The sequence below is a fragment of the Klebsiella pneumoniae subsp. pneumoniae HS11286 genome, assembly GCF_000240185.1.
GTDB lineage: Bacteria > Pseudomonadota > Gammaproteobacteria > Enterobacterales > Enterobacteriaceae > Klebsiella > Klebsiella pneumoniae.
This window is the reverse complement of the sequence record NC_016845.1, coordinates 1,687,043-1,700,677: the sequence shown is the minus strand read 5'-3', so window position 1 is coordinate 1,700,677 and position 13,635 is coordinate 1,687,043. Positions and strand designations below refer to the sequence as shown.

At 59.6% G+C, this 13,635-nt stretch carries 12 protein-coding genes; 5 read left to right on the top strand and 7 right to left on the bottom strand.

The window, feature by feature from the left end; all coding sequences use genetic code 11:
• Position 1 precedes the first annotated feature (1 nt).
• Both KPHS_16380 and KPHS_16370 read right to left on the bottom strand, forming a co-directional pair.
• Complete coding sequence (locus KPHS_16380) at positions 2 to 514, bottom strand: molybdopterin biosynthesis protein B (protein ID YP_005225938.1); 513 nt, start codon at positions 512 to 514, stop codon at positions 2 to 4.
• Between the two features lie 23 nt (positions 515 to 537).
• Entirely contained in the window at positions 538 to 1,527 is a 990-nt protein-coding gene (locus KPHS_16370) for a molybdenum cofactor biosynthesis protein A (RefSeq protein ID YP_005225937.1), read from the bottom strand.
• 334 nt (positions 1,528 to 1,861) lie between these two features.
• Here KPHS_16370 and KPHS_16360 point away from each other — a divergent pair, with 334 nt between their 5' ends.
• From KPHS_16360 to KPHS_16330, 4 genes are all read left to right on the top strand, one after another.
• On the top strand, positions 1,862 to 2,767 hold the full coding sequence (locus KPHS_16360; protein YP_005225936.1) for a putative phosphatase/sulfatase: 906 nt from the start codon (positions 1,862 to 1,864) through the stop codon (positions 2,765 to 2,767).
• Between the two features lie 104 nt (positions 2,768 to 2,871).
• Positions 2,872 to 4,512 (top strand): putative cell division protein, encoded by a 1,641-nt coding sequence (locus KPHS_16350; RefSeq protein ID YP_005225935.1) that lies wholly within the window; start codon positions 2,872 to 2,874, stop codon positions 4,510 to 4,512.
• On the top strand, positions 4,512 to 5,183 hold the full coding sequence (locus KPHS_16340; protein ID YP_005225934.1) for a DNA-binding transcriptional regulator BasR: 672 nt from the start codon (positions 4,512 to 4,514) through the stop codon (positions 5,181 to 5,183). Before KPHS_16350 ends, KPHS_16340 begins: the two co-directional genes overlap by 1 nt.
• A gap of 73 nt (positions 5,184 to 5,256) precedes the next feature.
• Complete coding sequence (locus KPHS_16330) at positions 5,257 to 6,285, top strand: sensor protein for basR (protein ID YP_005225933.1); 1,029 nt, start codon at positions 5,257 to 5,259, stop codon at positions 6,283 to 6,285.
• A gap of 248 nt (positions 6,286 to 6,533) precedes the next feature.
• Here KPHS_16330 and KPHS_16320 read toward each other — a convergent pair whose 3' ends face one another.
• The gene (locus KPHS_16320) at positions 6,534 to 8,555 is read right to left on the bottom strand and encodes an excinuclease ABC subunit B (protein YP_005225932.1); all 2,022 of its coding nucleotides are present in this window, start codon (positions 8,553 to 8,555) and stop codon (positions 6,534 to 6,536) included.
• A gap of 411 nt (positions 8,556 to 8,966) precedes the next feature.
• Between KPHS_16320 and KPHS_16310 the strand changes: the two genes are divergently transcribed.
• Positions 8,967 to 9,179, top strand: a complete 213-nt coding sequence (locus tag KPHS_16310) for a hypothetical protein (protein YP_005225931.1) — start codon at positions 8,967 to 8,969, stop codon at positions 9,177 to 9,179.
• A gap of 750 nt (positions 9,180 to 9,929) precedes the next feature.
• Here KPHS_16310 and KPHS_16300 read toward each other — a convergent pair.
• Genes KPHS_16300 through KPHS_16270 form a run of 4 tightly spaced genes read right to left on the bottom strand, consistent with a single transcriptional unit; the run spans position 9,930 to position 13,554 of the window.
• Positions 9,930 to 10,652 (bottom strand): dithiobiotin synthetase, encoded by a 723-nt coding sequence (locus KPHS_16300; protein ID YP_005225930.1) that lies wholly within the window; start codon positions 10,650 to 10,652, stop codon positions 9,930 to 9,932.
• Entirely contained in the window at positions 10,645 to 11,400 is a 756-nt protein-coding gene (locus KPHS_16290; protein ID YP_005225929.1) for a biotin biosynthesis protein BioC, read from the bottom strand. The genes KPHS_16300 and KPHS_16290 overlap by 8 nt, the downstream gene beginning before the upstream one ends.
• A complete protein-coding gene (locus tag KPHS_16280; protein YP_005225928.1) occupies positions 11,384 to 12,541 on the bottom strand; it encodes an 8-amino-7-oxononanoate synthase in 1,158 nt (385 codons plus the stop codon). Before KPHS_16280 ends, KPHS_16290 begins: the two co-directional genes overlap by 17 nt.
• Entirely contained in the window at positions 12,538 to 13,554 is a 1,017-nt protein-coding gene (locus KPHS_16270) for a biotin synthesis, sulfur insertion (protein ID YP_005225927.1), read from the bottom strand. The genes KPHS_16280 and KPHS_16270 overlap by 4 nt, the downstream gene beginning before the upstream one ends.
• Between the last annotated feature and the right edge of the window lie 81 nt (positions 13,555 to 13,635).

The window sequence follows — 13,635 nt, the reverse complement described above, 5'->3', positions numbered from 1 at the left end:
ATTATTTCTTCAGGTGTGGAATGAAGTTACAGGGACGGGTGCGGGCATCAAGCTGCGGGGCGATGATGTTGTCCCACGCCGTACGGCAGGCTTTGGTTGAGCCCGGCATGGCGAAAATCAGCGTGCGATTGGCGACGCCGGCCACGGCCCGGGACTGCAACGTCGAAGTGCCGATCTCTTCGAAGGACAGCATGCGGAACACTTCGCCAAAGCCTTCGACCTCACGATCAAACAGCGGCAGCAGCGCTTCCGGCGCCTGATCGCCGTCGGTAAAACCGGTGCCGCCGGTGATCAGCACCACCTGCACGTTATCGCTGGCTATCCACGCCGATACCTGAGCGCGGATGGCGTAGCGATTCTCTTTGACGATCGCCTTCTCGACGACTTGGTGCCCCGCCTCCTGCGCCGCCTCGCGCAGCCAGTGACCGGAAGTGTCGTCCTCTTCGCCGCGACGGCTGGAAACGGTAAGAATAGCAATACGGGTCGGGATAAACTCAGCGCTAGCCTGGCTCATCTGAATGCTCCTTTCGAAAACGATTAACCGCCAATATAGGACAGGTTCTGCGTAATACCGGTGTTGCCCTGATGCAGGAAATGGGTCTGCTTTTTATGGGTTAAGGCTTCGGCGATCCGCGCCTCAAGCGCGGCCTGCTGCTGGTCTTCGGCCATCAGGTCGCGCAGGTCGACGCCGCCTTCGCCAAACAGGCACAGGTGCAGTTTGCCAACGGACGAGACGCGCAGCCGATTGCAGGTGGCGCAGAAGTCTTTTTCATACGGCATGATGAGGCCGATCTCGCCGGCGTAGTCCGGGTGACAAAAGACCTGCGCCGGGCCATCGCTGCGCTGGCGGATCTGATGGATCCAGCCGCGGCGCAGCAGTTCATCGCGCAGCACCATGCCGGAGAGATGGTGACGGCGGAACAGGTCGCTGCCTTCACCGGTTTCCATCAGCTCAATAAAGCGCAGCTGGATACGACGGGGTTGGATCCAGGCGAGGAAGGTATCGAGCTGGTGATGGTTAACATCACGCATCAGCACGGTATTCACCTTTACCTTGTCAAAGCCGGCGGCGAAGGCGGCGTCAATGCCGTCCATCACCTGGTGGAACTTGTCCTGGCCGGTGATGGCATGGAACTGGCGGGCGTCGAGGCTATCAACGCTGACGTTAATCGCCGTCAGGCCGGCATCGCGCCAGCGTTCGACATCGCGCGCCAGGCGGTAACCGTTGGTAGTGACCGCAATCTGACGGATCGCCGGGTTTTCACGCACGGCGGCAATAATCTCGGTGAAGTCGCGGCGCAGGGAGGGTTCCCCACCGGTGAGGCGAACTTTTTCGGTGCCCAGCGCAGAGAAAGCGCGCGTAACCCGGCGTACTTCGTCTACGCTGAGAAAGCCATTGTTATTGACGGCGCCGGGCTTATAACCGTTCGGCAGGCAGTAGGTGCAACGGAAGTTGCACACATCGGTAATCGACAGACGCAGGTAATAAAACTTACGCGCGAATGCATCGGTAAGCTGTGAGGCCATATACACCTTTCCAAATACGGGAGACGCGGTCATTTCTTTCCACGCCCTGGCGACAACCGGCGGCGTCGCGGCCAAATCGCCATATCTTTTGACACAGGCGAAGAGGCTAGAGTGTTAACAGGTTATGTCGATAGTAGCGCGTTACAGGCAGTTTCGCCATTGGCGATTTCGCTATATAATCTTATACATATCGCTATCTTCGTGCATTTTCGCTACAGAATAGCCATAAATCATTTTTTTGCCTTGATGTCGGTCAGTTTGTCGGGCTCCTCCCATCGTCTTTTAGGGGTAGATCGGGTAGTGTGTGGCCGTTTATGTGAAATAAGGAATTTCTATGCGCAATCGTACATTCGCTGACCTCGATCGGGTGGTCGCGCTCGGCGGCGGGCATGGTTTGGGCCGGGTGATGTCCTCCCTCTCCTCGCTCGGCTCACGGCTGACCGGCATTGTCACCACCACCGATAACGGGGGTTCCACCGGGCGGATCCGTCGTTCGGAAGGTGGCATTGCCTGGGGCGATATGCGCAATTGCATCAATCAGTTAATTGCCGAGCCGAGCGTAGCGTCGGCGATGTTTGAGTATCGTTTTGGCGGTAACGGCGAGCTTTCCGGGCATAACCTCGGAAATTTGATGTTAAAGGCGCTGGATCACCTGAGCGTGCGGCCGTTAGAGGCGATCAATTTGATCAGAAACCTGCTGAAAGTGGACGCTTTCCTGATCCCGATGTCAGAACAACCGGTGGATTTGATGGCGCTCGATCATGAAGGCCATGAAGTTTATGGCGAAGTGAATATTGATCAGCTTGATAATGTGCCGCAGGAGCTGATGCTCACCCCGCCGGTACCGGCCACCCGCGAGGCGGTGGAGGCTATCGCCGAAGCCGATTTGATCCTCATTGGGCCGGGCAGTTTTTACACCAGCCTGCTGCCGATCCTGTTGCTCGACGAGATGGCCCGGGCGTTGCGCCGCACCCCGGCGCCGATGGTTTTTATCGATAACCTCGGCAAAGAGCATAGCCCGGCCGCGAGGCTGTCGCTGGCGGAGCGCATCGCGATTATGGAGCGCTATGTAGGCAAGCGGGTGGTGGATGCGGTGATCGCCGGTCCAAAAGCCGATATCAGCGGCATTGACGACCGGTTGGTGATCCAGACGCCGCTGGAGGCCAGCGACGTTCCCTATCGTCATGACCGGGCGCTGCTCCGCGGGGCGCTGGAGAAAGCGATCCAGCTGCCGGGCTGATCCTGCGCGCCGGAGGCGGCCCTCTTCGGCGCACCTTAAAATCTTAAGGTTGTCTTAAAATAGGGCTGGCACTATACCCTCATCTTTTTCTGTGGGTGTGCATTATGTCGTTATTGCCTCTGCGTCGGCCGGTGGTCAGTCGCACGACTTATCTGATTCTCTTTGCTTGCTATATCGGCATCTTTCTCAACCTGGCTTTTTATCGCCAGGTTTTCCCGTTACTGCCGGTAAATAGCCTGCATAACTGGCTGGTATTTCTCAGTATGCCGATCGTGGCCATTAGCGTGATGAATATCCTCACCACTCTCGCCTCGTTCCTGAAGCTGGACCGGCTGGTGATTAGCCTGTTCATTCTGCTCAGCGCCTCGGCGCAATACTTCATCTGGAACTTTGGCGTGGTGATCGACCGCAGCATGATCACCAATATCCTCGACACCACTCCGGCGGAAAGCTTTGCTCTACTCTCCGGCGAAATGATTGCCGTCCTCGGCCTTTCCGGGGTTTTGGCGGTATTCGTCGCCTGGTGGGTGAAAATCCGTAAGCCCGCCACGCGGTGGCGCGGCGCGGCGATGCGCCTGCTCAATATCGCCGTTTCGGCGCTGCTGATTATTCTGGTGGCCGCGCTGTTCTACAAAGATTACGCCTCGGTGTTCCGTAACAACAAAGAGCTGGTGAAATCCCTGAGCCCTTCCAACAGCATTGTGGCCGTGAACTCCTGGTATGCTCATCATCGGATGGACAACCTGCCGCTGGTGAAGATTGGCGAAGATGCCACGCAGAAAGCGGTGATGCATAACGCTCCCCGTAAGAACCTGACGATCGTCGTGCTCGGCGAGACTTCGCGAGCGGATAACTTCTCACTGGGCGGCTATTCGCGCGACACCAACCCGCTGATGCGGCAGGACGGCGTGATCTATTTTCCGCATACCACTTCCTGCGGCACGGCAACCGCAGTTTCCGTGCCGTGCATGTTCTCCAATATGCCGCGCGCACATTATGATGAAGAGCTGGCGCACCATCAGGAAGGCGTCCTGGATATTCTACAGCGCGCAGGGATCCGGGTGCTGTGGAACGATAATGACGGCGGCTGCAAAGGCGCCTGCGACCGGGTACCACACCAGAACGTCACCGACCTGAAGCTCACCGGGCAGTGCATCGATGGCGAGTGCTACGATGACGTCCTGTTCCATAATCTCGACAGCTATATCGATAACCTGCAACAGGATGGCATTATTGTGCTGCATACCATCGGCAGCCACGGTCCGACGTACTACAATCGCTATCCAGCGGCGTTTCGCAAATTCACGCCGACCTGCGACACCAATGAGATCCAGGGCTGTACCCGGGAGCAGTTGACCAATACCTATGACAACACCATCCTTTATGTCGACTATGTCGTTGATAAAGCGATAAAACTACTGCAATCTAAACAGGATAAATTTACCACTAGCCTGGTTTATTTGTCCGACCACGGCGAATCGCTGGGAGAAGATGGCGTCTATTTGCATGGTCTACCGTATTCCATCGCGCCGGATACGCAGAAACATGTGCCGATGGCGCTGTGGCTCTCCGCCGACTACCAGCAGCGCTACGGCATTTCCGCGCACTGTCTGCAGCAGCGGGCGCAAAAAGAGAATTACTCGCAGGATAATCTGTTCTCCACCCTGCTCGGCCTGCTCGGCGTCAGCACCCGCGAGTACCAGGCGGCAGATGATATCTTAACGCCATGTAGAGAGGCTGGTTGATGAAAATCTTAGTCATTGAAGACGATGCGCTGCTGTTGCAGGGGTTAATTCTGGCGATGCAAAGTGAAGGATACGTGTGCGACGGCGTCTCCACCGCGCACGAAGCCGCGCTATCGCTGGCCAGCAATCATTACAGCCTGATCGTGCTGGATCTCGGCCTGCCGGATGAAGACGGGCTGCATTTTCTCTCCCGCATGCGGCGGGAGAAAATGACCCAGCCGGTGCTGATCCTCACCGCCCGCGATACGCTTGAGGATCGCATTAGCGGTCTCGATACCGGGGCGGATGACTACCTGGTAAAACCCTTTGCCCTGGAGGAACTCAATGCGCGCATTCGCGCCCTGCTCCGCCGGCATAACAACCAGGGCGATAATGAAATCAGCGTCGGCAATCTGCGCCTTAACGTCACTCGCCGCCTGGTGTGGCTGGGTGAAACGGCGCTGGATCTTACGCCGAAAGAGTATGCCCTGCTGTCGCGGCTGATGATGAAAGCCGGTAGCCCGGTGCATCGCGAGATCCTCTACAACGACATTTACAGCTGGGACAACGAGCCGGCGACCAATACCCTGGAAGTGCATATTCACAACCTACGCGAAAAGATTGGCAAATCGCGGATCCGCACCGTCCGGGGCTTTGGCTATATGCTGGCTAACAACATCGACACGGAATAGACCATGGCTCTGTTTGCAACTGAAACCTGGACCATGCGCCACCGGCTGCTGCTGACCATCGGCGACCATCCTGGTGGTCTGCCAGCTGATAAGCGTCTTCTGGCTATGGCATGAGAGCAAAGAGCAGATCCAGCTGCTGGTGGCCAGCGCCATCGAAGGGCACAACAACCAGAAACATGTGGAGCATGAGGTACGGGAAGCGGTTGCCAGCCTGCTGGTGCCGAGCCTGCTGATCGTTGGCCTGGCGCTGTATATCAGCATGCTGGCGGTGCGCAAGATCACCCGCCCGCTTTCACGACTGCAAAGCGAACTGGAGAACCGCACGCCGGACAACCTCACTCCTATCGTACTCAGCGAATCGGTGCCCGAAGTCACGGCGGTGACCACCGCCCTGAATCAGTTGGTTTCCCGCCTCAATCTGACCCTCGACCGCGAGCGGCTGTTTACCGCCGACGTGGCGCATGAGCTACGCACCCCGCTGGCCGGGCTGCGGCTGCACCTTGAGCTGCTGGCGAAAGTGCATGGCATGGGCGTCGACCCGCTGATCCAGCGTCTCGATCAGATGACCACCAGCATTTCCCAGCTGCTGCAGCTGGCGCGCGTCGGCCAGTCCTTCTCCGCCGGCAGCTACCAGCAGGTGCTGTTGCTGGATGACGTGGTAAAACCGCTGCAGGACGAACTGGAGGCTATGCTGGCGCAGCGTCAGCAGCGGCTGCTGCTGACGGATATCGAAAACGAGGCCGTCGTCTCTGGCGATGCGACGTTAATCGGCGTGATCCTGCGCAATCTGGTGGAGAATGCTCACCGCTACAGCCCTGAAGGGTCGACGATCCGCGTGTCGGTGAAAGCGGGCCTGATGCCGGTGATGGCGGTGGAAGATGAAGGGCCGGGGATCGATGAGGCGAAAAGCGGCGAACTCAGTAAAGCCTTCGTGCGCATGGACAGTCGCTACGGCGGCATTGGCCTCGGACTGAGCATCGTCACGCGCATCGCTCAGCTGCATGACGCCCAGTTTTTTTTGCATAACCGACAGCCAGGGCCAGGGGTCCGCGCGTGGGTGCTATTCCCGCAGCGCGGGGGTCAGAACGTCAGCACCCATTGATGGAAGAAGGCAACAATAATGACCAGGGCGGTGGCGACCGCCAGATATTCACGGAAGTTAATTTTTTGCATGGGCGCTATCCTCATCAGGTTGAAGATAGTGTCGCCTGGCGAGATTAAGCAAACATTAAGAAGGCCGCAACGCGGCCTTTTTTCTTCTCAAATGTTTGTTATCTGGCAAGCAGGACGATAAGAGAAGCGCGCCTTCACTATACCCCGCACGTCCACTCCGCCAGTCTGCGCCCAGAATCAGGAGGCGGCGATAAACAGCTCGCGTAGCTGATGCAGCTGGTCGCGTATTTGCGCCGCCTCCTCAAACTCGAGGTTCTGCGCGTGCTGCATCATCTGCCCTTCCAGCTCGTGGATTTTCTGCTGCAGCGCTTTTGGCGTCATATCCACAGCGCTAAGCCCGGCAGGCTCAACGGCCTTCGCTTTACCGCGCCCTTTGGCTTTGGTTTTCGCCAGGCCCTGGCCCAGCTGCAGGATATCCACCACTTTCTTATTGAGCCCCTGCGGCACGATGCCGTGCTCTTCGTTGTAGCGCTGCTGTTTCTCCCGTCGACGCTCGGTCTCGCCAATGGCTTTGGCCATGGAGGGGGTGATCTTATCGCCGTAGAGGATGGCCTTGCCGTTGACGTTGCGCGCCGCGCGGCCGATGGTCTGGATCAGCGAGCGTTCAGAACGCAGGAAGCCCTCTTTATCCGCATCCAGGATCGCCACCAACGACACCTCAGGCATATCCAGCCCCTCACGCAGCAGGTTGATCCCCACCAGCACGTCAAACTCGCCAAGACGCAGGTCGCGGATGATTTCCATGCGCTCGACGGTGTCGATATCCGAGTGCAGATAGCGCACGCGCTCGCCGTGCTCCTCAAGGTACTCGGTTAAGTCCTCCGCCATCCGCTTGGTGAGAGTGGTGACCAGCACGCGCTCGTTGATGGCCGTGCGCAGGCGGATCTCTGACAGCAGATCGTCGACCTGAGTCGCCACCGGGCGCACTTCGATGATTGGGTCAAGCAGACCGGTCGGCCGCACCACCTGATCCACAACCTCGCCGCCGGATTTATCCAGCTCATAGGCGCCCGGAGTCGCCGACACATAGATGGTTTGCGGCGCCAGCGCTTCGAATTCTTCAAACTTCATCGGCCGGTTATCCAGCGCCGACGGCAGGCGGAAACCGTATTCCACCAGCGTCTCTTTGCGCGCCCGGTCGCCCCGGTACATACCGCCGATCTGCGGCACCGTGACGTGGGATTCGTCAATCACCAGCAGGCCATCCGCCGGCAGATAGTCGAACAGGGTCGGCGGCGGCTCGCCGGGTCCGCGCCCGGAGAGAAAGCGCGAGTAGTTTTCAATGCCCGAGCAGTAACCCAGCTCGTTCATCATTTCGAGGTCAAACTGGGTACGCTGGGTTAAGCGCTGCTCTTCCAGCAGCTTGTTGTTGGCCAGCAGCACCTTGCGCCGCTCCGCCAGCTCAAGCTTGATCTCTTCCATCGCCTGGACGATGCGCTCCCGCGGCGTTACGTAGTGGGTCTTGGGATAAATGGTATAGCGCGGCACCGTCCCTTCGACGTGGCCGGTGAGCGGGTCGAATAGCGACAGACGCTCGACCTCTTCGTCAAACAGCTCAATGCGCAGGGCGATATCGTCGGATTCCGCCGGGAAGACGTCGATCACCTCGCCGCGCACGCGAAAAGTGCCGCGCTGGAAGGCCTGATCGTTGCGGGTATACTGCAGTTCGGCCAGACGACGCAGGATCGCCCGCTGGTCAATCAGCATACCGACCGTCAGATGCAACATCATTTTCAGATACAGGTCCGGGTCGCCGAGGCCGTAGATCGCCGAGACTGACGCCACCACCACTACGTCGCGCCGCTCGAGCAGCGCTTTGGTGGCCGACAGACGCATCTGCTCAATATGTTCGTTTACCGAGGCGTCCTTCTCAATGAAGGTATCTGAGCTGGGAACGTAGGCTTCCGGCTGATAGTAATCGTAGTAGGAGACGAAATACTCGACGGCATTCTCCGGGAAAAACTCTTTCATCTCGCCGTAGAGCTGAGCCGCCAGGGTTTTGTTTGGCGCCAGCACCATCGTCGGCCGCTGTAGGTCGGCAATCACGTTGGCGATGGTAAAGGTTTTACCGGAGCCGGTAACCCCCAGTAGCGTCTGATGCGCAAGCCCATCCTCCAGCCCCTCTTCCAGGCGGCGGATGGCTTCCGGTTGGTCTCCGGAGGGGCGAAAGGCGGAATGCAGTACAAACGATTTACTCATCAATCAGAACCTGAAAAAAGAATTAGCGGCCGGTGTTTAATTCTACCCCCCGGACCGTTTTTTGCCAATAAATTATACTGGATATTTAAACAGTACGTACTTATGATAACGCCACAAAAGGGTCTTATTGGCTAGCAAGCTGGGTGCAAAACGCGCGTCAGACGGAATAATCCTCCGGCCGCCAGGGTTATCCCCAGAAAATTTTACCTTTTAACATTTGTCAAGCGGACGGATTAAACTTTTATGGCAGCAGATGACGCTTTTCTTACACCCATTGATTTTATCTAACAAGCTGATATTTAAGATCTTTAAAGAAAAGACGCCTTTCGCGCCAATTCAGCCGCAAGCCGCGTACGCTCTAGCTTGCCGCAGGTTTTCTAACTCTAATACACAAGGTTATCCACAGGAATAGTGGATAACTGTCCGCAGCCCAAGACCACCGCCGCCCGGCGCCTGTCGCCTTTTGCGGTCAACCGCGTGGCGAAAAATTTTTATCGAACTATTTTTGATAACTATCCGCTTAAAGCCGCTCGATTTTTGCTGCTTTTTGCACCACCCTTTAGCGTCGGGCACCGGAAAAGTGCAGCCCCGGCGCTGACGAGGCCCGATGGTATCGGCGTTTAGCGCTTTTTTCCGAGCGTTCTTTTTCCTGGCAAGAGTTTTGCAGCATCTTTCTGTCGCCCTGACGCCAGGATAAGGAGAAAACGTCCATGTTGAATTTACAGGCAGTAAATCACTTTTACGGCAACCAGCATTCGCTGTGGAATGTCGATCTAGTACTACGCCCGGGAGAGTGCATTGGCGTACTGGGACGCGAGGGCATGGGAAAAACCACCCTGGTTAACTGCATTGCTGGCCACCTGCCGGTGGCCAGCGGCCGGATGACCTGGCATGACATTGGCGCCCCGCCGCAGGATCTCACCCCCCTGTCCGCTCAATCGCGCAGCGCCATTGGTATCGGCTACGTGCCACAAGATAAACGCATTTTTTCCCAACTCAGCGTGGAAGAGAACCTGCACATCGCCCTGGCGGCCGGGAAACCCGGGGCTAACGCCAGCGGCGGCGAGATTTATGAGCATTTTCCCGAGCTCTATGCCCTACGGCAGCGCAAAGGCGCCTCGCTGAGCGACGACGATCAGTACCAGCTGGCGCTGGCCAGGGCGCTGATCGTCCAGCCGCGGCTGCTGATCCTTGATGAACCCTCGCGCGGCAGAGGGCCGCGCTGCCTGCAAAAGCTGGCGGATCTGCTGCTGCGGTTAAATCGCGATATCGGCCTGACGGTGCTGCTCGCCGAGCAGCACCTGCCCTTTATCCGCCGGGTGGCGGATCGCTTCTGTGTCTTGCACCGGGGCCGTAACGTCGCCGAAGGCGATATTATGGCGCTGGATGAGCCGCTGCTGGCGCAGTGGATAACGCCGGATCCAGCGCCCTGAGGTCCAGATACTGCCCGAGATCGTCGCGCTGCGCGATATCGGCAAGCCACGGTATTTCGCCGAGGAACGGCGCGGCCAGTCGGTTTTTCAGCGTCGCCAGATATTCGGCGTGGCGCTTGCCCGGCGGCTGTACGTCATTGGCGATCCACCCCGCCAGCGGTAGTCCCGCCTGGCGTACCGCCTGAGCGGTAAGCATTGCGTGGTTGATACAGCCGAGCTTAACGCCCACCACCAGAATGACCGGCAGCTGTTCCGCCTGCGCCCAGTCGGCGAAGGTCAGGGAATCCGAGAGCGGCGTAAACCAGCCGCCGGCGCCTTCCACCAACACCCAGTCGGCGAGACCTTCCAGCTCACGCAGCCCGCTGGAGAGCCTGGCCGCGGCGATCGGCCGCCCTTCGTCGGCGCTGATGATGTGCGGGGAGGTCGGCTCGGCGAAGGTATAGGGGTTCACCTGGTCGTAACGCAATGCGACCCGACTATGACGCTGCAGCGCCAGCGCATCTTCATTACGCAGCCCATCGCCGGTAAGCTCGCTACCGGAGGCCACCGGCTTATAGCCGGCAGTGTGAAAACCCAGCAGATTCGCCGCCTGCAGCAGGGCGCTGCTGGCGATGGTTTTACCGACTTCAGTATCGGTTCCGGTGACAAAAAAACGTTTAGTCACGCTCAATGACTCCTGTAAAAAGAGAATACGTCAGCGGGCAGATGCCCTGCCGCTGCGGCCAGGCCAGCTGCAGCTCGCGCAGTTTGCCGCGGCCAAGCGGGGCGGCGGTCCGCCCCTGGTGCAAATGGGTGGCGCCGATGCCCTTCAGGGAGCGCATAGCGCTCAACGCATCGGCGAACGGCAGGCTAATCTGATGAACCTCGCCGGTCGCGCGCAGGCCGCTAAGCGCCGCGCGCACCGCCGCTTCGCTAAGGAAACGGTTGGCATGCGGCCGGTCGTCGATGGCCTGCCACGCCTGATTGAGCTCCGGCAGCGAGTCGGCGAGCAGCGTGCTAAACGCCACTCTGCCGCCGGGACGCGCCACCCGGTACAGCTCGCCAATTGCCGCCCGTAGATCGTCGCACCACTGCACCGCCAGATTGCTCCACGCCAGATCGACGCAGGCGTCCGGCAGCGGCAGCGCCTCAATATCCCCCAGCAGATAATGCTGCGCGGCGTCGTTACGCTGCGCCTGGGCGAGCATCCCGGCGGAGAGATCCAGCGCGGTCACCACGCTGCCCGCCTCACGCCAATAGCGACTCATACTGCCGGGGCCGCAGCCGGCATCCAGCACCTGCGCAAAATCGCGGCGCGCCAGCTGGCGCAGCAGTAGATCGGCGCAGCGCCGCTGCAGTTCATCATGTTGCGTATAGCCGCTGGCCGCCCGGCCAAACGCCGCGGCCACCGCCTGCTTATTCACTGTGGCCATGCAGCACCTCCAGTAAACGGTTAATGTCTTCAGCATGATGGGCGGCTGTCAGGGTCAGGCGCAAACGCGCGCTGCCGACCGGCACCGTCGGCGGACGGATCGCCGTTGCCCAGCAGCCCGCGTCGCGTAGACGGCAGGCCAGGTTCAGCGCCCGGGCGTTGTCGCCGACGATCAGCGGCTGGATCGCGCTGACGGAGTCGGTCAACCCCAGCGACACCTTGCCCATCCCCTCACGGAACTGACGGATGCGGGCGGCCAGGATGTCGCGACGCTGCCGCCCTTCATCGCTGCGAATGATCCCCAGGGCAGCGCTCAACGCCACCGCCTGGGCGGGCGGCATCGCGGTGCTGTAGATCAGATGACGGGCAAACTGCAGCAGATAATCGGCCATTGCTTCGTCGCACAGCACCGCCGCGCCGCTGACGCCGAAGGCCTTGCCGAAGGTAACCACCAGCAGCTCAGGGCGCACCGCCTGCGCGGCGCAGCTCCCGCGTCCTTCGTCGCCGACCACGCCAACACCGTGGGCGTCATCCACCAGCAACACTGCCCCTGCGGCCTGCGTCGCGGCGTGAATGGCCGCCAGCGGCGCGCTGTCGCCGTCCATGCTGAAAATGCCTTCAGTGACCGCCAACTGTTCGCCCGCCAGCGGCTTAGCCAGCAGTTGCGCGAGCTGCTGCGGATCGTTGTGGGTAAAGCGCCGCAGCTGGGCCGGGCTGAGGCTCGCCGCCTCCAGCAGAGAGGCGTGGCTCAGGCGGTCGGCGACAATCCGATCGTCTTTCTCCACGAGGGCGGCGATCAGCGCCTGATTCGCGGCAAAGCCGGAGATAAACAGCAATGCGCGCGGATAGCCCAGCCAGTCGACGAGCGCCTCTTCCAGCGCGCGGTGGGCTTCGCTATAGCCGCTCACGTGGCCCGAGCCGCCGGCACCGACGCCATAGCGCGTGGCCCCCTGTTGCCAGGCGGCGATAATCGCCGGATGCTGACTCAGGCCCAGATAGTCATTGCTGGAGAAGTTAAGCCAGCGCTCCCCTTCCCGCTCCAGCCAGCGCCCGGCGCCGTGCGTCACCGGCAGGCGGCGGCGAAAAGCTTCCGCCGCCCGCCGCTCGTCCAGCGCCCGATCGATTCGCTGCTGCCAGCTCATAGCGCCGCCGCGTTGTAATATTCCTCAGTGTCCGGGGTGAGTAAGGCCTGCTCCAGACGCTGCTGCTGCTCATTGTCGCCTTCCAGCACCGCCGTCTGCTGCGGGTTGATCCCCAGCTTGCGGAACAGCTGCAGGTCTTTGTCCTCTTCCGGGTTCGGCGTGGTCAGCAGCTTGCAGCCGTAGAAAATCGAGTTCGCCCCGGCCATAAAGCACATCGCCTGGGTCTGCTCGTTCATCTGCTCGCGGCCGGCGGAGAGACGCACGTAGGAGGTGGGCATCATGATGCGCGCGATGGCGATAGTGCGGATGAAATCGAAAGCGTCGACGTCGTCGTTATCCGCCAGCGGCGTGCCCTTGACCTTCACCAACATGTTGATCGGTACGCTCTCCGGCGGCGTCGGCAGATTAGCCAGTTGCAGCAGCAGTCCGGCGCGATCTTTTACGCTCTCTCCCAGCCCGACGATGCCGCCGGAGCAGACTTTGATCCCAGCATCACGCACTTTATCCAGCGTATCCAGGCGCTCCTGGTAGGTGCGGGTGGTGATGATGTTGCCGTAAAATTCCGGCGAGGTATCAAGGTTGTGGTTGTAGTAATCGAGGCCCGCTTCGGCCAGGCGCTGCGCCTGACTGTCGGTCAGGGTGCCGAGCGTCATACAGGACTCCAGCCCCAGCGCCTTCACCCCTTTCACCATCTGCTCCAGATAAGGCATATCGCGGTCATTGGGGTTTTTCCACGCCGCGCCCATACAGAAGCGGGTGGAGCCGGCGTTTTTCGCCTGGCGCGCTGATTCCAGCACCTGCTCAACCTCCATCAGGCGCTCGGCTTCGAGGCCGGTTTTGTAGCGTGCGCTCTGCGGGCAATATTTACAATCTTCCGGGCAGGCGCCGGTTTTGATCGACAGCAGGGTGCTGACCTGCACCTGGCGCGGATCAAAGTGTTGACGATGGATTTGCTGCGCTTCGAATAGCAGATCGATCAGCGGTTTATTAAATAATTCCGTTACTTGCGACATTGTCCAGCGAGGTTGGTGAGCCATTTTCCTCTCCAAAAGGTCGTACACTTCCTATTTCACACAGCCTCTTTGTTGGCGGCA